Genomic DNA, 22199 nt, shown 5'->3' with positions numbered 1-22199 from the left:
CCAGTTTATGCCTGGCGGCGATAGCGTTGTGGTCCCACCTGATCCCATGCCGAACTCAGAAGTGAAACGCACCCGCGCCGATGATAGTGTGGCAGCTGCCATGTGAAAGTAGGTCACTGCCAGGCACCCAATAGAAAAGCCCGATACTGTTGTATCGGGCTTTTTTTCGTTTCGGCGGCCGGTATCTTGCACATGACAAAGGCCATGCCTTGAAAGCCGGCGAGCGAGCCGTTCCCGAGTCATGCCGGGCAGCCCATCGAACAGCCCTTCACCGATGTGAAGGGCTTTTTGCGTTTGGTACCTTTTTGACGCTTATCTGCCTACAATGGCGGCTCTTCTCTTTCTTTTCGTCGGGCGAACGGTATGCAAACCCTGCTATTTATTGGGATGGGCGGCGCCATGGGGGCCATCTTGCGTTTTAGTGTGACCGAGCTGATGGCCCGGCTGCTGGGGCGTGGGTTTCCGTATGGCACACTTACGGTCAATTTGACCGGATCACTGTTGATGGGAATCATGTTTGTGCTGGTACAGCACAGCATCGTCAGTCCTCACTCCTGGCGCCCCTTTGTGATGGTCGGCATGTTGGGGGCCCTGACCACTTTTTCTTCCTTCTCGATGGACACAGTATTGTTGCTGGAGCAGGGTAACCTGCTCAAGGCCCTGTTGAACGTTTCCCTTAATGTACTCTGTTGTATTATGTTTGCCTATTTGGGTATGCAGCTCACCAATAACATGCTGGCTTCCCGTTAGCCCCGCCTGGTGATTTGCAGTACACTAGCCCTTTCATTTTTCAGGTGTGGTAAGGCATGTCAGAGCAGCAAAAAGCGACCCACTTTGGCTATAAAACAGTGGATGCCGAGCAAAAAGAGCAGATGGTGGCCAGTGTATTTCATTCGGTGGCAGCCAAATACGATGTGATGAATGATCTGATGTCGTTCGGCATTCACCGGTTATGGAAACGCTTCACCATTGACTGCTCCGGTGTCCGCAAGGGCCAGAAGGTACTGGATCTGGCCGGCGGAACCGGTGATCTGACCGCCAAATTTTCCCGTATCGTGGGCGAGAGCGGGCAGGTGGTACTGGCCGATATTAATGATTCCATGCTTAAGGTCGGCCGGGACAAGCTGCGCAACAAGGGATTGGGCAACAATATCGCCTATGTACAGGCCAATGCCGAGCATCTGCCATTCCCCGACAACTACTTCGATGTGATCACCATTGCCTTTGGTCTGCGAAACGTAACCAACAAGGATCGGGCGCTGGCTTCCATGTTTCGGGTGCTGAAGCCTGGTGGGCGGCTGCTGGTGCTGGAGTTTTCCAAACCCCAGCACGAGGTGATGAGCAAGCTCTATGATTTCTACTCCTTCAACATATTGCCGAAGATGGGCTCCCTGGTTGTCAGCGACAGTGACAGCTATCAGTACCTGGCCGAATCCATCCGCATGCATCCGGATCAGGACACCCTGAAGGCCATGATGGAGGAGGTTGGTTTCGAGCAGACCGAATATTTCAACCTGACCGATGGTATAGTGGCACTGCATCGCGGGTTTAAATTCTGATGGCCAGCCTGCTGATTCCCGTGGTTACCGGAACCCTGGAAGCCGGTTTCAACCGCTTTTTGCAACTGGCTCCCGAGCGGCTGAAAAAAGTCCAGCCGTTGGCGGGCAAGGTGCTGCAATTGACGGTTACCAGTCTGGGTTCCTGTTACCTGCTGTTCTCCAAGGACAGGCTGGATGTCATGCAGAACTACGAAGGCCAGCCCGACAGCCACCTGACCTTGTCGCTCGACGCCCTGGGGCTACTCAAGGATAAGGGGTTATTGATGCAATACATCCGCGAGGGACGCATCGATTTGGAAGGCGACCCCCAGTTGTGGCAGGATTTTTCGACCTTGCTCAAGGATCCGCTACTCGATATGGAAGATATCCTGGCCGGCTATACCGGCGATGTGATGGCTCACTTGCTGTGCCGTCACGGGCGGGAGTTGTCTGTCGGTATGCACAACCGGTTGACGGCGGCGAGTCGGCATCTCGGTGACTATGTGCTGGAAGAAGCCAGGCTGGCGGTTGGCCCCCTGGAACTGGCCGACTTTTGTGATCAGGTGACCGAGCTGGATAAACAACTGTTGCGCCTGCAGGGACGCCTGGCGGCACTGACAGATAAGGTAGACCATTAATGAGAAAGCTGCGGGAGCTGCTGCGACTCTACAAGATCGGCAAAACCATCTTCACCTATGGCCTGGACGAGCTGATACCTACCCGGTTACAGGTATGGCCTGCCCGCTGGGCCCGTAAAAGTATCTTCTGGCTGAAAAACCAGCATCCTGACCTGTCCCGCGGTAAACGTATTCGGCTGGCGCTGGAGTCGTTGGGCCCGGTGTTTATCAAATTTGGCCAGATGCTGTCGACCCGCCGGGATCTGCTGCCGCCGGATATTGCCGAAGAACTGGCCCTGCTGCAGGACAGGGTGCCTTCGTTTGATGGCCGCCTGGCTCGCAAGCAGATCGAAAGCAGCCTGAACGCCAGGATAGAGACGCTATTCGATCAGTTTGACGAAGTGCCCCTGGCGTCGGCTTCCATTGCCCAGGTGCATACCGCCCGCCTCAAGACCGGTCAGGAAATCGTCATCAAGGTGATCCGACCGGGTATCGAGCGGGTGATCACGGCGGATGTCAGTCTGATGCATTCCATGGCCAGCCTGATTGCCCGGCTGGTGCCCGAGCGCAGCAGCCGCCTGCGGCCGGTGGAGGTGGTCGAGGAGTACCGCAAGACCTTGTTTGATGAGCTGAATCTGTTGCGGGAAGCGGCCAATGCCATTCAGCTCAGACGGAACTTCGAAGGGGCCCGGACCCTGTATGTGCCGGAAGTTTATCCCAGCTACTGTCATGAAAATGTACTGGTGATGGAGCGAATATATGGTATCCCGGTATCGGACATCGAGGCGCTTGAGGCCAACGGCACCGACATGAAGCTGCTGGCGGAGCGGGGGGTCGAGGTGTTCTTTACCCAGGTGTTCCGTGACAGTTTCTTCCACGCGGATATGCATCCGGGTAATATCTTTGTCTCCTATGAGCACCCGCAGGATCCCCAGTGGATTGGGATCGACTGCGGTATTGTCGGTACCCTCAACCGGGACGATAAACGCTATCTGGCGGAAAATTTCCTGGCTTTCTTCAACCGGGATTATCGCAAGGTGGCCGAGCTGCATGTGGAGTCGGGCTGGGTACCGGCGGATACCAAGGTGGAGGAATTCGAGTCGGCGATCCGCACCGTGCTGGAACCGATCTTTGAAAAGCCCTTGTCGGAAATTTCGTTCGGCCATGTATTGCTCAACCTGTTCAATACCGCCCGGCGATTCAATATGGCGGTGCAACCGCAGCTGGTGTTGCTGCAGAAGACGTTGCTCTATGTAGAGGGGGTCGGCCGCCAGCTGTATCCCCAGCTGGATTTGTGGAAAACCGCCAAGCCGTTCCTGGAAGACTGGATGCAGCAGCAGGTGGGCTACAAGGCAGTGATCAATGCGGTGCGGGGGAATGCGCCTTTCTGGGCCGAGAAGCTGCCGGATCTGCCGGAGCTGATATACGACTCCCTGCGTCAGGCGAAGCTGCATAATCGCCATCTGCAGGGTCTTTACGATCAGTTTTCCCGGCATAACAAGAACCAGGGGCAGGGCAACTTCCTGTTGGTGATGGGCGCCAGCCTGTTGCTTGGCAGCATACTGCTGCTGGGAATGGAGCAAACCTCCTGGGCGGTGACTGGTTTGGGGACCACTTTGGTAGTATGGTTGCTGGGATGGAGCCGGGTCAGCGCACGCTAGTTTGATCTGGTTCGGGGTTGTCTGTCGGCAGCCGGGTTAATGTATCTTGGTCATTCATTTTCTATATAGGATGAAGTTGTTATGGGTGGAATCAGTATTTGGCAATTGCTTATCGTCGTCCTGATCGTGGTGCTGCTGTTCGGTACCAAGAAGCTGCGGGGAATGGGAGCCGATCTGGGCTCGGCGGTAAAAGGCTTCAAGAAGGCGATGTCCGATGATGATCAGGGCAAGAAAGATGCTGATTTCGAGCAGCAACAGTTAGCCGATAAAAAAGAGCAGGGTGAGTCGCTGAATCAGAAAGAGCAGGATAAAGCCAAAGATAAAGATCAGGTGTAATCATGTTCGATATCGGTTTTTGGGAGCTGATCGTGATTGCCGTGATCGGGCTGCTGGTGCTTGGGCCCGAGCGTTTGCCGGTGGCCATCAGAACGGTATCTCGTTTGTTCAAAACGGTGCGTGATACCGCCAATGCGGTTAAAACCGAACTTGCCCAGGAACTAAAAGTGGAAGAGCTGCATCGGGACCTGAAAAAGGCCGAACAGCTGGGAATGAAGGATCTCAGCCCCGAGCTCCAGGAGTCCATCGATAAGCTGAAAGAAGCTGCCGAGTCGGTTAATCGGCCCTACGAAAAGCCAGCCGGCAGCGAACAGAGAATCAGTCCCCCTGCGAACGCATCGATCGAGCCTCAGGATAAGTCCTAAATGAGTCAAGCACAGCAACCCCTTATCAGCCATCTTGTCGAGCTGAGAAGCCGCCTATTACGTGCATTTGCCGCCATCCTGGCAGTGTTCCTGGCATTGGTTTATTTTGCCAATGACATCTATACCATACTGGCCGAACCGCTGCTGAGCCAGCTGCCGGAAGGGGCCAGCATGATCGCCACCGGGGTGGCGACCCCCTTCCTGACACCGCTCAAGCTGACGTTGATAGTGTCATTCTTCTTCGCGATTCCCTATGTCCTGTACCAGGTGTGGGCCTTTATTGCCCCGGGTCTCTATAAGCATGAAAAACGCCTGATCGCCCCTCTGGTATTTTCCAGTGCCCTGTTGTTTTATGCCGGGGCTGCATTTGCGTATTTCGTGGTGTTTCCGCTGGCCTTCGGATTTTTCACCAAGATGGCGCCGGAAGGAGTGACCATCGCCACGGATATTGCCAGCTACCTGGATTTTGTGTTGGGACTGTTCGTGGCCTTCGGCATCGCCTTTGAAATTCCCATTGCCACCATACTGCTGTGCTGGACAGGAGTGACGAGCCCCAAGGAGCTGTCCGGCAAACGCCCTTACGTGATCGTGGTGGTGTTTATTGTCGGCATGCTGCTGACGCCACCGGACGTGATTTCCCAGACCCTGCTGGCCATTCCCATGTGGTTGCTGTTCGAGGTAGGGGTGTTCTTTTCCCGCTTTTATGTACGCAAGGAAGACGCCGAAGCACAGCAGGATCAGGAGCCATGATCGATATCGGCGTCAACCTGACCAGCAGCCAGTTTGATAAAGACCGGGATGCGGTATTGGACCGTGCCAGGAATGCGGGGCTGGAGGCGCTGGTGCTGACCGGCACCAGCCTGCCTGAGAGCCGTGCGGTGGCGGAGCTGGCCGCGAAACAGCCGGGATTCTGCTACGCCACCGCCGGTATCCATCCCCATGATGCCAAACTATTTGATGAACACAGCCTGGCGGAGCTGACAGCCCTGGCCGGCCTGCCCCAGGTGGTGGCCATCGGTGAGTGCGGTCTCGACTACAACCGGGATTTTTCACCGCGCCCGCAGCAAGATGCGGTATTTGAGGCCCAGCTGGCATTGGCTGCCGAGCTTAATATGCCGGTGTTTATGCATTGCCGCGATGCCCACTCCCGCTTCCTTGAAATCCTGTCTCCCTGGCGAGACAAGTTGCCGGCTGCCGTACTGCACTGTTTCACCGGTACCGAGGCAGAGCTGGCCGACTGCCTGTCGCTGGATCTGCACATCGGCATTACCGGCTGGATTTGCGATGAGCGCCGTGGCCAGGATCTGCAGCGGCTGGTCGGGCGGATCCCCGCCGATCGGCTGATGATAGAAACAGACAGTCCGTACCTGATCCCCCGGGATCTCTCACCCAAGCCATCCTCACGGCGCAATGAGCCGGCCTATCTGGAGCATATCGCCCGGCGGGTGGCTGCCTGCCGTGGCGAGCAACCCGATGCCCTGATCGCCGCCGTGAGCGTGACCAGCCGCGCCTTTTTTGGACTTTAGGAGGAATAATGACCCAGCAAGTATTTGGTGGCTTTCCCGGACGTCGCCTGCGCCGTCTGCGCAGAGATGACTTCAGCCGTCGCCTGGTTCGGGAGAACAACCTGACCGTCGACGACTTGATTTATCCGGTGTTTGTGCTGCCGGGCAATCAGCGTCGCGAGGCGGTGCCGTCCATGCCGGGGGTCGAGCGACTGTCGATCGATCTGCTGCTGGAAGAGGCTGCCCAGCTGGTCAAGCTGGGTGTGCCTTTGCTCGCCCTGTTCCCCGTGGTGCCGTCCGAACAGAAATCACTGATGGCGGAAGAAGCCTACAATTCGGATGGTCTGGCCCAGGAAGCGGTGCGCGCCCTGAAAGAACAGTTTCCCGAACTGGGCGTGATGACCGATGTGGCGCTGGATCCCTTTACCACCCACGGCCAGGACGGCATTATCGACGAAGACGGCTATGTGCTGAACGACATTACCACAGAAGTGCTGGTCAAGCAGGCGCTCAGCCATGCGCAGGCAGGTGCCGATATAGTGGCCCCTTCGGACATGATGGATGGCCGCATCGGTGCCATTCGCCGGGCGCTGGAAGAGGCGGGCCATATCAACACCCAGATCATGGCCTATTCCGCCAAGTATGCCTCCAATTATTATGGGCCGTTCCGGGACGCGGTCGGTTCAGCCGGCAACCTGAAGGGTGGCAACAAGGCGACCTATCAGATGGATCCGGCCAACGGTGACGAGGCCCTTCAGGAAGTGGCGCTGGATATCCAGGAAGGAGCCGACAGTGTCATGGTCAAGCCGGGTATGCCTTATCTGGACGTGGTGCGCCGGGTCAAGCAACAGTTCGGAGTGCCGACCTTTGCCTATCAGGTGAGTGGTGAATACGCCATGCATATGGCGGCGATTCAGAACGGCTGGCTGAAAGAGCGGGAAACCGTGATGGAGTCCCTGTTGTGCTTCAAGCGCGCCGGTGCCGATGGCATCCTTACCTATTTCGCCAAGCAAGTCGCCATCTGGCTGAACGAAGACAAGAAGTAAAAAAGGCGCCGCGGCGCCTTTTTTATTGCTGTTCCCGGATAACCAGCGGCCAGCCCAGTTCGGTCTGGCGACGAGCTTCCTGAGCCAGCTCACTGGCCCGCAGGTGGTGATGCCGGTTCCAGCTGGCGGGCAGGCTGAGGGTCAGCGTCTTGCCGTTGGTGGTGAGCTGAAATGCGGGCACGGTGCCGCGGGTGCGGCGCAGGCAGAGGATAATGGCCAGCCGCAGCAGGCGGGCCAGCTGTAATGCCTGCTCAAACCCGAGGGCGCTTTGTTGTCGCAGCGGCTCCAGCTTGAACTCATCCCGTTGATTGAGCAGCAGGGCCGCCAGCAGCTGTTTCTGGGCATGGGTAAAACCGGGCAAGTCGATGTGACTTATGATATAGGCGGCATGGGCCGGTGCCTGTTTATATTCGATGCACAAGCCCAGCTCGTAGAGCATGGCTGCCCAGCGGAGTATGGGATTGGCAGTCACCGGATCCAGTGCCAGCGGTTGTGCTACCTGCTGCAACGCCCGTAGTGCCGTGTTTCTGACCCTTTCAGCCTGCTCCCGATCCAGTTGGTAGCGGGCGATCAGGCTGTCGGCGGTGCGTTCCTGGGCATCGCATTCCTGCCGCTTGCCCAACATGCCATAGATCAGGCCTTCCCGCAGGGCGCCACCGGCCAGCACCATGGATTCGATCGCCAGGGTATCAAACAGGGCGATTAAAATAGCCAGGCCGGAGGGAAATACCGGGATGCGCTCGGGCTGTAAGCCGGGCAGCTGCAGTCGTTCCATGCTGCCGCAGGCGATGGCCTGTCGTTGCAGATGTCGCAGCTTGTCGAGGGTGATACATTCATTCTCGCCCTGGCCGATCATGATTTCCTGAATCGCCTGCACGGTACCGGAAGCACCGATACAGCCCTGCCAGCCCAGCTTGAGATAGGCGGCGGCGACCGGGGCCAGTTCCCGCTGGGCGGCGCCGATCGCCTGATTAAAGTTGTGTTCGTTGAGCCTGTTATCGGAAAAATGCCGGTTCAGCCAGGTGACACAGCCCATATGCAGGCTGTTCAGCAGCTGAGGGCAGGCGTCCTGGCCAATAATCAGCTCGGTGCTGGCGCCGCCGATGTCGATTACCAGCCGTTTACCCAGGCCGGACGAGGTCCAGGCAACGCCCTCATAGATGGTGGCGGCTTCTTCTTCACCGGAAATGATCTGGATGGGATGGCCCAGGATGGCCTGAGCCCGCTCGAGAAAGATGTCTATGTTGGTGGCCAGGCGCAGGGTGGCGGTACCGACGATGCGGATATTGTTGGTCGGTACATCCTGTAGTTGCTCCGCGAACAGTCGCAGGCAGTCCCATCCTCGCTCCATGGCTGGCCGATCCAGGCTGCCATCCGGGTTCAGACCGGCAGCCAGGCGCACCTTGCGTTTGACCTTGGCCAGGGTGCGGCAGGCCCCCGCAACTTCCTGTACCACCAACATATGAAAGCTGTTCGAGCCCAGATCGATGGCCGCATACAGGGCGGAGGTCGTCACTTTGCTTAACCTCGGTTTTGCGGACGACGACGGCGATTGTTGCTGCCGCGACGGGGTGCACCGCCTTGTCCCTGTCGTTCACGGGAGCCCCGGTTCATCGCAGCCCTGTGATGATGAATGCGTTTGGGCGGGGTAACATCATCCAGTAGGGCATTGCTGTCATACTTGCTGACCGGTATCTCGTGCTCGATGTAGGCTTCGACGGCCGGCAGGTTGAACACATATTCCTCACAGGCGAAGCTGATGGAATGACCACTGGCACCGGCACGACCGGTTCGGCCGATACGGTGTACATAGTCTTCCGCGTCGTCGGGGAGATCGTAGTTGAAGACATGGGTGACATCGGGGATATGCAGGCCGCGGGCCGCCACATCGGTGGCCACCAGTATGTCGAGGGCGCCACTGGTGAAGTCTTCCAGGATCTTCAGCCGCTTCTTCTGGGGCACATCGCCGGTCAGCAGGCCGACCCTGTGATTGTCGTGGTGCAGCCAGGCGTAGACTTCTTCACAGCTGTGCTTGGTGTTGGCAAAAACAATGGCTTTATCGGGCCACTCTTCTTCCATCAGGGTCAGCAACAGCAGCATCTTGTCTTCTTGCGACGGATAGAACAGTTCTTCCTGGATGCGGATGCCGGTCTTGCGTTCCGGTTCTATCTGCACATGCTCGGGACTGTTCATATGCTCATAGGCCAGCTCCTGTACCCGCAGTGACAGGGTGGCGGAAAACAGCATGTTCTGGCGGTGTTCGGCACTTGGCATACGGCGGAACAGAAAGCGGATGTCCTTGATAAAGCCCAGATCGAACATGCGATCCGCTTCATCCAGCACCACCACCTGGATGGCATCCAGGCTGAACACCTTCTGCTTGAAGAAGTCGATGATGCGGCCCGTGGTGCCGATCAGGATATCCACCCCGGCTTCGAGTACCTGCACCTGTTTTTCGTAGCCTTCGCCACCGTAGGCCAGGCCCAGCTTCAGGCCTGTGCTGGCGCTGAGGGTGTCGGCATCGTTATAGATCTGCACCGCCAGCTCTCGGGTCGGCGCCATGATGATGGCCCTGGGTTGATTGATCTGGCGTTGTTCGGGAGCCGGGGTAAGCAACAGACGGTTAAAGGTGGCGGCGAGAAAGGCGATGGTTTTGCCTGTGCCGGTCTGGGCCTGCCCGGCAATGTCCTTGCCCGCGAGTAGATGAGGGAGTGCAAGCGCCTGAATAGGCGTGCAGTGATGAAATCCTTTTGCCTCCAGTCCGGCCTGAACACGCGGGTCCAGGTCAAGCTGGGCAAATTTTACGTCGGTTAGGTGTGTTTTGCTCATAGCGGTCAGAATATCAGGTTAGACTTGCAATAATAAACAGGATCATTTGAAATAGGGCAACTAAATTGCCCTGACGTTTTGTGTCCGGGGTCAAACTACTGACTGGAGTTGGAGATGAGTGACAAAATTGTTCAGCTGACCGATGCCAGCTTCGACGCTGATGTAGTCAAAGCAGATGGTCCGGTTCTGGTGGATTTCTGGGCTGAATGGTGTGGTCCTTGCAAGATGATCGCCCCTATCCTGGACGAAGTGGCTAATGAGTACCAAGGCAAGGTGACCGTAGCCAAGCTGAATATCGACCAGAATGCAGACACTCCGCCCAAATTCGGTATCCGTGGTATTCCCACCCTGTTGCTGTTTAAGAATGGTGAAGTGGCTGCTACCAAGGTTGGCGCCCTGTCCAAGACCCAACTGAAAGAGTTCCTGGACGCGAACCTGTAATACATACAAGGGGTGCGCAAAGCACCCCTTGTGGTTTTTTTTGCTAGACGCTCCTCTCTTTTGGTGCTAGCTTATTGGTCGTTTGCTAGCCTGTTTGTGCCCCAGGGCTCTCCTAATTCAAGAATCTATTTCAAGAATCAATCCAGCAGATTTTTCTGTCCGTTTAACATCCTGGTTGATAGAAACTCACCACTATGAATCTTACTGAACTCAAGAATACCCCCGTATCTGAGCTGATAAAGCTTGGGGAAAACATGGGCCTGGAAAACCTTGCCCGTCTGCGTAAGCAAGACATCATCTTTGCTATCCTCAAAGCCCATGCCAAAAGTGGTGAAGATATCTTCGGTGATGGCGTGCTGGAAATTTTGCAGGACGGCTTCGGCTTTCTGCGCAGCGCTGATTCATCTTATCTGGCCGGTCCCGACGATATCTATGTTTCTCCCAGCCAGATCCGCCGTTTCAACCTGCGCACCGGCGATACCATTTCCGGCAAGATCCGCCCGCCGAAAGAAGGTGAGCGTTATTTTGCCCTGCTGAAGATCAGCGAGGTGAATTACGATCGCCCGGAAAACTCCCGCAACAAGATACTGTTCGAAAACCTGACGCCGTTGCATGCCAACGAGCGGATGAAGATGGAGCGGGGTAACGGCTCTACCGAAGACATTACCGCCCGGGTGCTGGATCTGGCCTCGCCCATCGGCAAGGGCCAGCGGGGACTTATCGTGGCGCCGCCAAAGGCGGGTAAAACCATGCTGTTGCAGAACATCGCCCAGAGCATCGCCTATAACCACCCTGAATGTGTGCTGATCGTGCTGTTGATCGACGAGCGTCCGGAAGAAGTTACCGAGATGCAGCGTATGGTCAAGGGAGAAGTCATTGCCTCAACCTTCGACGAACCGGCCGCCCGCCACGTACAGGTCGCCGATATGGTCATCGAGAAGGCCAAGCGTCTGGTAGAACACAAGAAAGACGTGGTGATCCTGCTCGACTCCATCACCCGTCTGGCTCGCGCCTACAACACGGTAGTGCCGTCTTCCGGCAAGGTGCTGACCGGTGGTGTGGATGCCAACGCCCTGCACAGACCCAAGCGCTTCTTTGGTGCGGCCCGTAATGTAGAGGAAGGCGGCAGCCTGAGCATCATTGCCACCGCCCTGGTGGAAACCGGCTCCAAGATGGATGACGTTATCTACGAAGAGTTCAAGGGTACCGGCAACATGGAACTGCACCTGTCGCGCAAGATCGCCGAGAAGCGGGTCTATCCGGCCATCGATATCCCCCGTTCAGGCACCCGTCGGGAAGAGTTGCTCACCACCCCGGACGAACTGCAGAAAATGTGGATACTGCGCAAGATAGTGCACCCCATGGGTGAGATCGACGGCATCGAGTTCCTGATCGACAAGCTGGCGATGAGCAAGACCAATGACGAGTTCTTCGACGCCATGAAGCGGCAACAGAAGTAATCGTCAGCAACTGAAAAAACCGCGGCTCGTCCGCGGTTTTTTGTGGGCGATACAAGCCTTCCCGAACCGGGTATAATCTCCACGCCACTCGATACACCTCGGAACAACCCAATGAAATATAAGGATTTACGAGATTTTATCGCGCAACTGGAAGCCCAGGGCGAGTTAAAGCGCATCCGCCATGAAATCGATCCCTATCTGGAAATGACCGAGATCTGCGATCGGACCCTCAAGGCCGGCGGCCCTGCGCTGCTGTTTGAAAACCCCAAGGGATTCGACATGCCGGTGCTGGGCAACCTGTTTGGCACCCCCCGGCGAGTGGCCATGGGCATGGGCCAGCAGGATGTGGAGGCGTTGCGCGAAGTGGGTCGCTGGCTTTCCTACCTTAAAGAGCCGGAACCGCCCAAGGGCCTGAAAGAGTTGATGGAAAAACTGCCTATCTTCAAGCAGGTGCTCAATATGCCGGTCAAGCGGCTGAAGAAGGCGCCCTGTCAGGAGGTGATCCTGGAAGGCGAGCAGGTCGACCTGACTCGGATCCCGATCCAGCACTGTTGGCCCGGCGATGCGGCACCGCTGATCACCTGGGGTCTGACCATCACCCGCGGGCCTTACAAGAAGCGCCAGAACCTGGGCATCTACCGTCAGCAGCTGCTGGGCAGGAACAAGGTCATTATGCGCTGGCTCAGCCACAGGGGCGGCGCCCTCGACCTGCGCGAATGGCAGGAGGCCCACCCCGGTGAACCCTTCCCGGTGACGGTGGCGCTGGGCGCGGATCCGGCCACTATCCTGGGAGCGGTAACGCCGGTGCCGGACACCTTGTCTGAGTACGCCTTCGCCGGCCTGCTACGCGGCAGCCGCACCGAAGTGGTCAAGTGTATCGGCAACGAGCTTGAGGTGCCGGCCAGTGCCGAAATCGTGCTGGAAGGCCATATCTATCCCGGCGAGATGGCGCCGGAAGGTCCCTATGGCGATCATACCGGCTATTACAACGAGATCGATGAATTCCCGGTATTTACCGTGGAACGTATTACCCGTCGTCATGATGCCATCTATCATTCTACTTATACGGGCCGTCCGCCCGATGAGCCGGCGGTGCTGGGTGTGGCTCTGAACGAAGTGTTCGTGCCCATATTGCAGAAGCAGTTTCCCGAGATAGTCGACTTCTACCTGCCGCCCGAGGGATGCTCCTATCGGATGGCGGTGGTGACCATCAAAAAACGCTATCCGGGTCATGCCAAACGTGTCATGCTGGGCGTTTGGTCGTTTTTACGGCAGTTTATGTATACCAAGTTTGTCATTGTGTGTGACGATGATATCAATGCCAGAGACTGGAAAGATGTGATCTGGGCCATTACGACCCGAATGGACCCGGCACGCGATACCACATTGATCGAAAACACACCCATAGACTATCTGGATTTTGCCTCGCCGGTCTCCGGCCTGGGTTCCAAGATGGGACTGGACGCCACCAATAAATGGCCGGGAGAAACCGACCGGGAGTGGGGGCTGCCGATCACGATGACGGATGCGGTCAAACAAAGGGTCGATGCGCTCTGGGATAAACTGGATATCCTGAGCGACGGTGCTGAACAGAGTGAAATCAAAGGATAGTCATGCAGAAAGTGAATTGTAATCTGGAAGCCTTGGAAGAACTGGCGGATTCCATCTGGTATGTGCGCCTGAAACCGGCACAGCAGGTGGACTTTTATCCTGGACAGTATCTGCTGGTGGTAATGGCCGATGATGACAAGCGGCCGTTTTCCATCGCCAATATGCCTAATGGTGACGGCACCATAGAAATGCATATCGGTGCCACCCCCGATAACAGCTATGCCATGCAGGTACTCAACCGCATCCGGGACCAGGGCCATATCGATTTGCAGCTGCCCGCCGGCAAGGCCTATTTACGCGCCAAGTCCCGCCACCCGGTGATCCTGATGGCCGGCGGTACCGGCTACGCCTACACCCGTTCCATACTGCAGCAGATGCTGGCCGACGGCCTGCACAGGCCGGTGTTTCTATACTGGGGTGTGCGTTTTGAAGAGCAGTTGTATGCGGACAAGGAACTCCAGCACTGGGTGGCCGAGCATAAAGAACTGACCTATGTGCCCGTGGTGCAGAATGCCGGTGATCAATGGCAGGGACAGACCGGTCTGGTGCATGAGGCGATCATGGCCGATTTCCCCAGCCTGACCGGCTATGATATCTATGTGGCGGGTCGTTTTGAGATGGCCGGTGTGGCGCGGGAGGCCTTTAAAGAGAAAGGGGTCGAAGCCGACCACCTGTTTGGTGACGCCTACGAGTTTATTTAAACCAGGCCAGGAATAGGGCATGGGTGTTCCCTATTCCTGTTCTCCCGCCTGGTTGGGCAGCCGGTTCAGATCCAGGGTGCGGACGGCATCCATGGCCAGTTCGAAGCGGCCTTGTTGGCACAGGCCCAGCAGGCCTCCCTCTTCATAGGCGGTCAGGGCCGCATGCAGGCAGGCCTGACGTACCTGCTCGGCTAACTCAGAGTTGTTCATCCTGGCTGTCGGTCAACCTGCGCTCGAGCAGCGCCAGCTTGGCTTCCATTTCGTTCAGCTTTTCCCGGGTGCGCAGCAGCACCTTGGTCTGAACGTCGAATTCTTCCCGGGTCACCATATCCAGCTTGCCCAGCTGTGCCTGCAGCACGGTACGAATGCGCTTTTCCGCTTCTTCACCCATATTCTTCAGCCCGCTGGGCAGGCTATTTTGGATTTGTTTGGCGATGTCTTCCAGTTTCTTCGGGTCTAGCATGCTTGTCTCCTTGGCTATTGGTTGCATTTTACCCCTATTTGCCGGCTACGGGCAGGTCAGACTTTTCATTTTGGCACGAAACAAGTAGCTTTAGGTGACCAAGCTCCAAATGAGATAGCCATGTTTCATCTGCTCGCCCGTCTGCTTCGTCGCCTGACCCGTCGCCTCAGCTGGCAAAACCTGATGGTGCTGCTGCTGCTGCAGGGGGGAGGCAGCTGGCTGTTGCTTCACCTGGCTGGGGAGACGGAGCTGGCGGCGCCGTCGGTTTTTTTCTATTACAATGCCGTGGTGATCAGCACCGTCGGCTTTGGCGACTATTCGCCGGTGACCGACGCGGGCCGCTGGGCAGTGGCCCTGTACCAGATCCCCTTCGGCCTGCTGGTGTTCGGCAGTTTTATTGGTAAATTGACCCAGACACTGGTCACCTGGGTAAGGAGAGGTATGTCAGGCAAGGCGGACTATTCACATTTTTCCGGCCATACGCTGTTGTTCGGCTGGAACGGTATGCAGACCGAACGTATCGTCGATTTGCTGCTGGCCGACAGTGCCAGCCGCGAACAGGAAATACTGCTGTGCGTGACCCAGGATATGGAGCATCCCTTTCCCGAGCGTGACCAGGTCAAATTTGCCCACCTGCAGTCCTTTACCAATCCCGAGGAACTGGCGCGGGTGGGGCTGGCTCGGGCCGGCCGCATTTTGGTGGACGGGGAAGATGACGACCAGACCCTGACCACCTCGCTGGCGCTGTCGGCCAAGGCGGCCCCGGAGGCGCACTTGTGCGCCTGGTTTACCGAGGCCAGCAAGGCGGAATTGTTGCGCCTGCATTGCCCCAATGTGGAGGTGTCCAGCTCCAAGGAGGCGGAAATCCTGGTCCGCTCGCTGCAGGACCCGGGCGCCAGCCTGATCCAGGAGCAGATTTTCTCCACACTGCTGGGCCCGACTCTGTACCGCATCCAGGTGCCGCAGAGTGCGGGGGCGCTGACCTATGGCAACCTGCTGAGTCGTTTCAAGCAACAGCACAATGCCACCCTGCTGGGCACCTCCAGCCAGGCCAGCGGCCAGGATATCACCCTGAACCCGGCAGCGGAGGCCCCGGTTCATGGCGGCTGTTTCCTCTACTACATTTGTCCGGAGCGGTTGCAGAGTACGGATATCAGCTGGGAGTAGTGCCTGAGGCTGCGATGGTTGTCCCGAGACTATTAAATGTATTAGCTCTGATTTGATCTGATACTCATTCGGTAGAGCCGATCCTTTTGTTCTCCTTGTACTCCGGAAGCTGAAATGGACACCTCTTGTGTAACCGGCGTCGCGATGTGTAGTGGTCAACTAACCCTGGACAGTTTAATTTGTGAAATTAGCCAGCTTTTGAACTGCTTTACCTCGGAGGTGTCCTTGAGCTCCTCCCTCACGATGAGGTAGTGTTTACGATCCTTGAGGACATAACTGTCTGATATGGGACGTATTAAACGGTTTTGTTCAAGGTCATGACTCACTAGGTGCGCCCACCCTAAAGCAACTCCCATATGCTTCCGGGCTGCATCCATAACCAGCGGGAAGTGGTTAAAGCTCATAACAGTGTTATGTGCTCGGTTCTCTATACCATTCGCTTGAAACCAACGTTCCCAGTTAATAGGTGTCCACCTTTTATATTTCCAATGGTTCCGGTTCAGCTCCAACAAAGGGACCTGAAATAGGCCGTCGATGCTTTTTAGTTCGGGGTGCTGAGCGAGAAACTCAGGTGTACAAACTGGAAAAGTTTCTTCCTCAAACAATGGGGTCGCATCAAAGCCTGGCGTTTCTTCATGACCCAAGGTTATAGCAATATCAAAAGCATCGTGAAGTTTCGGGCTGGCCTCGCAGGTCATCAAGTGCAGCTGAATGTCAGGATAGCAGTCCCGCAAGTTCTGCATTCGCGGCATCAGCCATAGAGTCGAAAAAGTGATGGTGCTGGCAATTGTGAGATAACCACGCTTCTGTTTTACAAACACCTCATGGGAGGCGGCAGCAATGCAGTCCAGTGCCTGAGAGGTAGCCTGAAACAGGATCCTCCCCTCTGAAGTGAGCTCCACTTTTCGAGTTTTCCGAAGAAAAAGTGGCGTACCGTAATACTCCTCCAATACCTGAATCTGGCGACTTATGGCCGATTGGGTTACGAAGAGCTCCTCCGCTGCCTGTTTGAAACTGGAGTGCCGCGCTGCCGCTTCGAATACCCGCAATGCATTCAGAGGTGGAAGTGTTTTTTTGTTGCTATGCATCGCAAAATCTCAAGTGTTACTTTCAAATTGATCGTTTGTCCACATTTGTAAAAATTTGGATACTCCTCACCTCAAGACAATAACATCAGGCTTACGGAGCCAGCAACAGAATGGTCAACACCCAACGAGTCAGGCTTCTGCCTGCCGATGACAATCGATGCGCTTGGTACGAGAGTTTACCTAAACGCATGTCTGCAAAGCTGCTGAGAGGTATCGAGCAGTTTGATATCGCGGTGGTAGGGGCTGGCTATACCGGGCTGGCGGCAGCCCGCCGTCTGGGGGAGCTTCTTCCACATAAGCGAATTGCTCTGCTAGAGGCGCAAGAGGTCGGCATTGGTGCCGCCGGTCGCAGTTCCGGTTTTGCTATCGATCTGGCCCATGATATGCGGTCCAAAAGTTTTGTCGATGGCTTGGAGGAAACTAGCCGACAAACTCGCATTAACCGAGCCGGTCTGGCTTATTTGAAAGAAGGCGTTCTCAACTCAGATTACGACAGTAGTGATTGGGAAGAGCTCGGTAAGATCCACGCCGCAGCGACCTTAGCCGGAGAAGCGAAGCTGCAAGGCTTCTCTAAGGTGCTGGATAGTCTGAAGGAACCCTATCACTGGTTGTCCGCTGATGAGATGTGTTCAATTACCGGCTCTGATTACTACCGAAGAGGCATACATACACCAGGGGCGGTCTTGGTACAGCCAGCGGCCATGGTCCAACATCTCGCGGACAGCCTGCCGGACAATGTCACCCTGTATGAAAATAGCCCGGTGAAAGAGGTGCTGTACAACCAGCCGATCTGCCTGCGCAGTGACAAAGGTGAGGTAAGGGCAAGTCAGTTGATACTGGCCAACAACGGATATGCCCAGTACCTGGGGTTCTATCAGCACCATCTTATCCCTTTTATGACTTACGGCAGCATGACCCGGGTACTCACTGACGAAGAGCTAAAGCGGCTGGGTGGAGATAACAGCTGGGGGATCATACCGGCTGATGCCTTTGGCTCTTCGCTGCGAAAAACTCTCGATAATCGGTTGCTGGTGCGTCATACCTACAGCTATGCCGACCAATTCCGCGCCAGCCCTCGAATGCTGAAACGGATGCATGATGAGCATCGCCAGTCCTTCGAACGCCGTTTCCCTATGCTCTCCAATGTCGACTTTGAATACACCTGGGGTGGTGCTCTCTGCCTGTCACGTAATGGTGCGCCGGTGTTTGGCCAGCTGCAGGAGAATATCTACGGTGCTTTCTGCATGAATGGCGTCGGCATTACCAAAGGGACCATTATGGGCAAGCTAATCGCCGAACACCTGGCTGGTCAGCGCTCCGAACTGGGAGACCTGTTGCTGAGCTACCCAAGACCGAACCTTGTTCCGCCTGGCTTCATCCTGAAGCTAGGTGTCACCCTAGACCTTGCTAGACGATCTATTGGCGTCGGCCTGGAAAAATAAGAGGAGTAAATAATGGCTGACTTAAGTGGAATCTACATCGCGACCTGCACTCCCTTTGCAGCAGATGAAAATTTTGACGAGGGCGCATTTAAGGCACATTTGGACAGCCTGATTGAAGCCGGTGCGGACGGCATCGTGTTTTGCGGTGGCACCGGGGAATTTGCTTTCCTGAGCAACGAAGAACGCCGACATATTATCGAGGTGGGGACTCGTCATGTGCAGGGCCGTGCTGGAATAATCGTGAACACCTCCGCCATTCGAGAAAGTGACGGTATTAACTGGGCGCGGCATGCACAGGACTTGGGAGCCGATGCGGTAATGGTATTACCCCCTTACTTCGAAGGTCCCGGTGAGAGTGGTGTCATGCGTTTCTATGAAGCAATAAATAACGCCATCGAGACCGAGATAATGCTTTACAACATTCCCGTTCACAGTGGCTTTGACATTGATGCACAGCTCTATCGTCGCTTGCTGGAATTGGACAATGTCGGCTCTATCAAGGACAGCACTGGAGATCTGGTTCGTCAGCTGGAGCTGCTGGAAGTGGGTGGAAAGGTGTTTAACGGTTGCGATCCGCTGGCCTTCTACGCCATGTCGGCCGGCGTCACCGGTTGTATATGGGGTGGAGCCAATGCAATGGCGGCTGAGTGTGCCCGGTTGTGGAGCCTGGTTCAAGCAGGAGATCTGCATGAAGCCCGCGCGCTCTGGAAGAAGATGGAACCACTCAACCTCTACTTCTGGCTCAACGAATACAACTCTTCGGTAAAGCGGGCAACCAACCTGCGCAGCACCTCGGTAGGTGAGTGCCGTATGCCCGTGCTGCCGCCTACCGATGAAGCCGTTGACGAAATCCGCCAGCGTCTAGCACTGCTGGACTGAATGATCCGAACAGTCGGGCATTAGGCTGCTGACCCACATCTGTTCGGTTGATATAAAAGTAATGTAAAACAATGAGGTAGATATGGAAATCTTAAAGAAAATGAAGTTCGGCATTCGTGCAATAACTCTTGTGGTCTGCGCTGGTGCGGCAGTATTGTCAACTCAGACAATGGCCAGTAACGACTCCTTCAAGCTTCGCCTGGCGACCGTTGAAGGCGATAAGTCATCGCCGATCGGCAAATCGATGGAGCTGTGGGCCGATCTGATTAAGGAGAAGTCTGGTGGCCGCATCAAGACCAATATCTACTATCAGGGAGAGCTGGGGAGTCAGCAGGAGATGTTCGACCAGCTGGTGAAGGGTAACATCGATATGATGATCACCTGGCCGCAGACTTCCTACGACCAACGCCTGGGTATCAATAACCTGCCTTACCTGGTGCTGGACTGGGAAAATGCCCTGAAAGCTTACGGTAAGGATGGCTGGCTCCGGAAGGCAATTGATCCAATCTACAACGAAGTCGGTCTGAAGTACTTCGGCCCTTATCCGGAAGGTTTTGGCGGCATCGCCACCAAGGATGTGCAGGCCTCGACTATTGAGGAGGCCAGAGGCATCAAGATTCGCTCCCAAACCTTCTTCCCTCTGCCGCAAACTGTCAATGCTCTGGGTTACCAGGCAATTCCAATCGATTGGAACGAGGTCTACACCTCGCTGCAGACGGGGGTCGTTGATGGTGATGGCAGCAACGTCATCTACTGGGACTATGAGTACTTCGGTGATCTGTTGACCCACTATACCCATACCAAGCACAACTTCTCTGCTGCTGCTTTGATTATGAGCCAGGAGTCTTGGGGAAAATTGGATGAAGAGGATCGCCGAATCATTGAAAGCGCAGCGGAAGTGGTGATCACCAAACAGTTCGAGAATGGGCGAGCTGAGGAAGAAAAATGGATTGCCAAAGCACAGGAAGGAGGCATGAAATATATCGATTTACAGGGTACACAGCTGAATGATTTAGTCAGTCGAGTGCGTGAGGAAATCTGGCCCCAAGCGGAGAAAAGCTTCGGTCCTGAGGTCATGGAGACTATCCGCACCAACGCTCTTCTACCTCAGTAATCCCAAGCTTAACAGTGAGCGGTTACCCTACCGCCCGCTGTTTTATGATTCCTGTAACAGGAGAATCCTATGTCCAAGCTACTTGCTTTGATAGCGAGCATCGACGTTGTGTTGGTTTTCCTGATCAAGCCTGTTTTGGGGCTTATCAGTGCCGCTATCGCGTTTATGCTGGCGCTGGGTATCTTTACCCGTGCGGTGCTGGATGCGCCGCTGTTTGGCCTTGAAGAGCTGATTCTGATGATGGCCATGTGGATCTACATGTTGGGCGCAGTCCTTGCCTCCCGCGAACGCTCCCATCTGAGTGCTGATTTTGTTCAGGTTGTCTGCAGTCATCCGAAAACGATCCAGGTTATGCGTTTGCTAGCGACTCTTATCTCGTTGCTGATGGCTGTGATGTTTGTCACCTGGAGCTATGACCTGCTCCAGTGGGGAATTAATAAGGGCCAGACTACTCCTGTCTTTCAGCTGCCCTGGTATCTCTCCCAGAGTAGCCTGTTTGTTGCAGCACTGCTGTTCTGCTTCTACCTGATACGGGATCTCTTGGAGGACTTAAACGCCCTGCTGCATTCGGGTACGTTGCTACATCCCGTGATATCAGACGACAACTGTTAGATTTTCAGGGAATTATTATGGGCGCTTTATTCGCAATACTTGCGGTGGTGGCACTGATGATGATCGGTGTACCGGTTGTTTTCTCCTTCGCTGCCATGACCTTTATTCTCTCTATTGTCTATGACGTTGAGATATCGTCTCTAATGACCACCGGCTTCTGGTCGGTCAACTCTACGGTCCTGCTGGCGTTGCCACTGTTCGTAATGACCGGCTACCTGATGCAGGCGGGAGGCATGGCGGCCCGGCTGGTGCATTTTGTTGAAGCGCTGGTGGGGCGTTCCCGCAGCGGTATGGGGTCCTCAATGGTGGTGGCCTGTGGCATCTTTGGTGCCATCTCCGGCACTGCCTCCGCGGCAGTTGCCTCCATTGGCACTATCATGATCGACCCCATGGAAAAGCACGGCTATAAGCGCGAGTACACCAGCGCGCTGTTGGGAATCTCCTCTCTGCTAGGCCTCCTGATTCCGCCAAGTATCACCATGATCCTCTATGCCGTCGTGACCCGCCAGTCGGTAACGGCCTGCTTTCTGGCCACCATCGGTCCCGGAATACTGTTGATCCTGGTACTCTGCCTGATGAACTGGATCAAGATGCGCCTGCAGCCGGATCAACCCAACGAGGTACTGAGCTTCCGCCAACGTGTGGTGGAGGTGAATAACAATATCTGGAAAGCCTTCCCGGCCCTGATGCTTCCGGTGATCATCCTTGGGGGTATTTATGGCGGCATCTTTACCCCGACAGAAGCAGCTGCGGTGGCAGTGGCCTATGCCATCCCCGTAGGGCTGTTTGTCTATCGCGAACTGGACCTGAAAAAGACCATTCGTTGCCTGGTTGATGCAGCAACAACCACAGGCGTGATTATGGTGATTCTGGTCTTCTCTTTTGTGTCCAGCCGTATCTTCACTTTTGAGCGCGTGCCTCAGGAACTGACCGAACTGCTGATGAACATATTTCAAGACAAGCTGCTGATCCTACTGGTGGTAAATATCTTCCTCATACTGCTAGGCATGATTATGGATGACGTCAGCGTCGTGGCGATTATCAGTCCGTTACTACTACCAGTGATGGAAAGCATCGGTGTTGATCCGATTCATTTCGCGGCGATTGTGGGCACCAGCGTGGTGATCGGCTGCAATAGCCCGCCAATGGCTCCAATACTCTTCATGACTTGCCGTGTCGGAAAGGTGGGAATGTCGCAGGTTATGCGCCCAGCATTGGGCTTCATGGCCTTCGCAGCCTTGCCAGTGATGCTGGTTACTACCTATTGGTCGCCGCTGGCTCTCTACCTGCCGCGAGTGATGGGTTATCTCGACTAAAACAAAAG

At 55.6% G+C, this 22199-nt stretch carries 24 protein-coding genes and 1 rRNA gene; 20 read left to right on the top strand and 5 right to left on the bottom strand.

All coding sequences use genetic code 11. The features are described from left to right. Window positions 1-10 precede the first annotated feature (10 nt). The 10 genes from rrf to hemB all read left to right on the top strand — a co-directional run bounded on the left by rrf (window position 11) and on the right by hemB (window position 7068). Window positions 11-125: ribosomal RNA gene (gene rrf / locus DCS96_RS16075) — 5S ribosomal RNA — on the top strand. Window positions 126-363: 238 nt separating this feature from the next. After that, window positions 364-750 carry a fluoride efflux transporter CrcB gene (gene crcB, locus DCS96_RS16070; protein ID WP_116475414.1) on the top strand — a complete coding sequence of 129 codons (387 nt, stop codon included), beginning with the start codon at window positions 364-366 and terminating at the stop codon, window positions 748-750. Between the two features lie 56 nt (window positions 751-806). After that, a complete protein-coding gene (gene ubiE / locus DCS96_RS16065; RefSeq protein WP_116475413.1) occupies window positions 807-1559 on the top strand; it encodes a bifunctional demethylmenaquinone methyltransferase/2-methoxy-6-polyprenyl-1,4-benzoquinol methylase UbiE in 753 nt (250 codons plus the stop codon). After that, complete coding sequence (locus DCS96_RS16060; RefSeq protein ID WP_116475412.1) at window positions 1559-2176, top strand: ubiquinone biosynthesis accessory factor UbiJ; 618 nt, start codon at window positions 1559-1561, stop codon at window positions 2174-2176. Before ubiE ends, DCS96_RS16060 begins: the two co-directional genes overlap by 1 nt. Then, on the top strand, window positions 2176-3816 hold the full coding sequence (gene ubiB, locus DCS96_RS16055; RefSeq protein ID WP_116475411.1) for a ubiquinone biosynthesis regulatory protein kinase UbiB: 1641 nt from the start codon (window positions 2176-2178) through the stop codon (window positions 3814-3816). The genes DCS96_RS16060 and ubiB overlap by 1 nt, the downstream gene beginning before the upstream one ends. A gap of 81 nt (window positions 3817-3897) precedes the next feature. After that, entirely contained in the window at window positions 3898-4152 is a 255-nt protein-coding gene (gene tatA / locus DCS96_RS16050) for a Sec-independent protein translocase subunit TatA (protein ID WP_116475410.1), read from the top strand. A 2-nt stretch (window positions 4153-4154) separates the two neighbouring features. Further along, window positions 4155-4517: a Sec-independent protein translocase protein TatB gene (gene tatB / locus DCS96_RS16045; protein ID WP_116475409.1), complete on the top strand. Its 363-nt coding sequence runs from the start codon at window positions 4155-4157 to the stop codon at window positions 4515-4517. After that, complete coding sequence (gene tatC / locus DCS96_RS16040; RefSeq protein ID WP_116475408.1) at window positions 4518-5267, top strand: twin-arginine translocase subunit TatC; 750 nt, start codon at window positions 4518-4520, stop codon at window positions 5265-5267. Continuing rightward, window positions 5264-6043: a TatD family hydrolase gene (locus DCS96_RS16035; RefSeq protein ID WP_116475407.1), complete on the top strand. Its 780-nt coding sequence runs from the start codon at window positions 5264-5266 to the stop codon at window positions 6041-6043. Before tatC ends, DCS96_RS16035 begins: the two co-directional genes overlap by 4 nt. A gap of 8 nt (window positions 6044-6051) precedes the next feature. Continuing rightward, window positions 6052-7068: a porphobilinogen synthase gene (gene hemB, locus DCS96_RS16030; RefSeq protein ID WP_116475406.1), complete on the top strand. Its 1017-nt coding sequence runs from the start codon at window positions 6052-6054 to the stop codon at window positions 7066-7068. A 22-nt stretch (window positions 7069-7090) separates the two neighbouring features. Here the strand turns inward: hemB and gppA are convergent, their stop codons facing one another. Then, the gene (gppA, locus tag DCS96_RS16025; protein WP_116475405.1) at window positions 7091-8584 is read right to left on the bottom strand and encodes a guanosine-5'-triphosphate,3'-diphosphate diphosphatase; all 1494 of its coding nucleotides are present in this window, start codon (window positions 8582-8584) and stop codon (window positions 7091-7093) included. Between the two features lie 5 nt (window positions 8585-8589). Next, window positions 8590-9897 carry an ATP-dependent RNA helicase RhlB gene (gene rhlB, locus DCS96_RS16020; RefSeq protein WP_116475404.1) on the bottom strand — a complete coding sequence of 436 codons (1308 nt, stop codon included), beginning with the start codon at window positions 9895-9897 and terminating at the stop codon, window positions 8590-8592. Window positions 9898-10011: 114 nt separating this feature from the next. On the opposite strand from rhlB, the gene trxA reads away from it, so the two are divergent. The 4 genes from trxA to fre all read left to right on the top strand — a co-directional run bounded on the left by trxA (window position 10012) and on the right by fre (window position 14110). Further along, window positions 10012-10338, top strand: a complete 327-nt coding sequence (gene trxA / locus DCS96_RS16015) for a thioredoxin TrxA (protein ID WP_116475403.1) — start codon at window positions 10012-10014, stop codon at window positions 10336-10338. Between the two features lie 194 nt (window positions 10339-10532). Beyond that, on the top strand, window positions 10533-11798 hold the full coding sequence (gene rho / locus DCS96_RS16010) for a transcription termination factor Rho (RefSeq protein ID WP_116475402.1): 1266 nt from the start codon (window positions 10533-10535) through the stop codon (window positions 11796-11798). A gap of 111 nt (window positions 11799-11909) precedes the next feature. Next, window positions 11910-13409, top strand: a complete 1500-nt coding sequence (gene ubiD, locus DCS96_RS16005) for a 4-hydroxy-3-polyprenylbenzoate decarboxylase (RefSeq protein ID WP_116475401.1) — start codon at window positions 11910-11912, stop codon at window positions 13407-13409. 2 nt (window positions 13410-13411) lie between these two features. Beyond that, window positions 13412-14110, top strand: coding sequence for an NAD(P)H-flavin reductase (gene fre, locus DCS96_RS16000; RefSeq protein WP_116475400.1), 699 nt, complete (start codon window positions 13412-13414; stop codon window positions 14108-14110). 30 nt (window positions 14111-14140) lie between these two features. On the opposite strand, the gene DCS96_RS15995 is transcribed toward fre, so the two are convergent. Both DCS96_RS15995 and ubiK read right to left on the bottom strand, forming a co-directional pair. Continuing rightward, the gene (locus tag DCS96_RS15995) at window positions 14141-14320 is read right to left on the bottom strand and encodes an acetyltransferase (RefSeq protein ID WP_116475399.1); all 180 of its coding nucleotides are present in this window, start codon (window positions 14318-14320) and stop codon (window positions 14141-14143) included. Next, complete coding sequence (gene ubiK / locus DCS96_RS15990) at window positions 14307-14573, bottom strand: ubiquinone biosynthesis accessory factor UbiK (RefSeq protein WP_116475398.1); 267 nt, start codon at window positions 14571-14573, stop codon at window positions 14307-14309. Before ubiK ends, DCS96_RS15995 begins: the two co-directional genes overlap by 14 nt. A 120-nt stretch (window positions 14574-14693) precedes the next feature. On the opposite strand from ubiK, the gene DCS96_RS15985 reads away from it, so the two are divergent. Then, window positions 14694-15740: a potassium channel family protein gene (locus DCS96_RS15985; RefSeq protein ID WP_116475397.1), complete on the top strand. Its 1047-nt coding sequence runs from the start codon at window positions 14694-14696 to the stop codon at window positions 15738-15740. A gap of 155 nt (window positions 15741-15895) precedes the next feature. On the opposite strand, the gene DCS96_RS15980 is transcribed toward DCS96_RS15985, so the two are convergent. After that, window positions 15896-16828, bottom strand: a complete 933-nt coding sequence (locus DCS96_RS15980) for a LysR substrate-binding domain-containing protein (protein WP_116475396.1) — start codon at window positions 16826-16828, stop codon at window positions 15896-15898. A gap of 110 nt (window positions 16829-16938) precedes the next feature. Here DCS96_RS15980 and DCS96_RS15975 point away from each other — a divergent pair, with 110 nt between their 5' ends. From DCS96_RS15975 to DCS96_RS15955, 5 genes are all read left to right on the top strand, one after another. Next, window positions 16939-18270 carry an NAD(P)/FAD-dependent oxidoreductase gene (locus DCS96_RS15975; protein ID WP_116475395.1) on the top strand — a complete coding sequence of 444 codons (1332 nt, stop codon included), beginning with the start codon at window positions 16939-16941 and terminating at the stop codon, window positions 18268-18270. Between the two features lie 12 nt (window positions 18271-18282). After that, window positions 18283-19149: a dihydrodipicolinate synthase family protein gene (locus DCS96_RS15970; RefSeq protein ID WP_116475394.1), complete on the top strand. Its 867-nt coding sequence runs from the start codon at window positions 18283-18285 to the stop codon at window positions 19147-19149. Window positions 19150-19231: 82 nt separating this feature from the next. Beyond that, window positions 19232-20263, top strand: a complete 1032-nt coding sequence (gene dctP, locus DCS96_RS15965) for a TRAP transporter substrate-binding protein DctP (protein ID WP_198650109.1) — start codon at window positions 19232-19234, stop codon at window positions 20261-20263. 69 nt (window positions 20264-20332) lie between these two features. Further along, complete coding sequence (locus DCS96_RS15960) at window positions 20333-20875, top strand: TRAP transporter small permease (protein ID WP_116475392.1); 543 nt, start codon at window positions 20333-20335, stop codon at window positions 20873-20875. A 17-nt stretch (window positions 20876-20892) separates the two neighbouring features. Further along, window positions 20893-22191 (top strand): TRAP transporter large permease, encoded by a 1299-nt coding sequence (locus DCS96_RS15955; RefSeq protein ID WP_116475391.1) that lies wholly within the window; start codon window positions 20893-20895, stop codon window positions 22189-22191. Window positions 22192-22199 lie beyond the last annotated feature (8 nt).

Source organism: Zobellella maritima (assembly GCF_003075035.1).
GTDB classification, from domain to species: Bacteria; Pseudomonadota; Gammaproteobacteria; order Enterobacterales; family Aeromonadaceae; genus Oceanimonas; species Oceanimonas maritima.
Note: the sequence above shows the minus strand (reverse complement) of the source record. Positions and strands in the feature narration are given on the sequence as shown.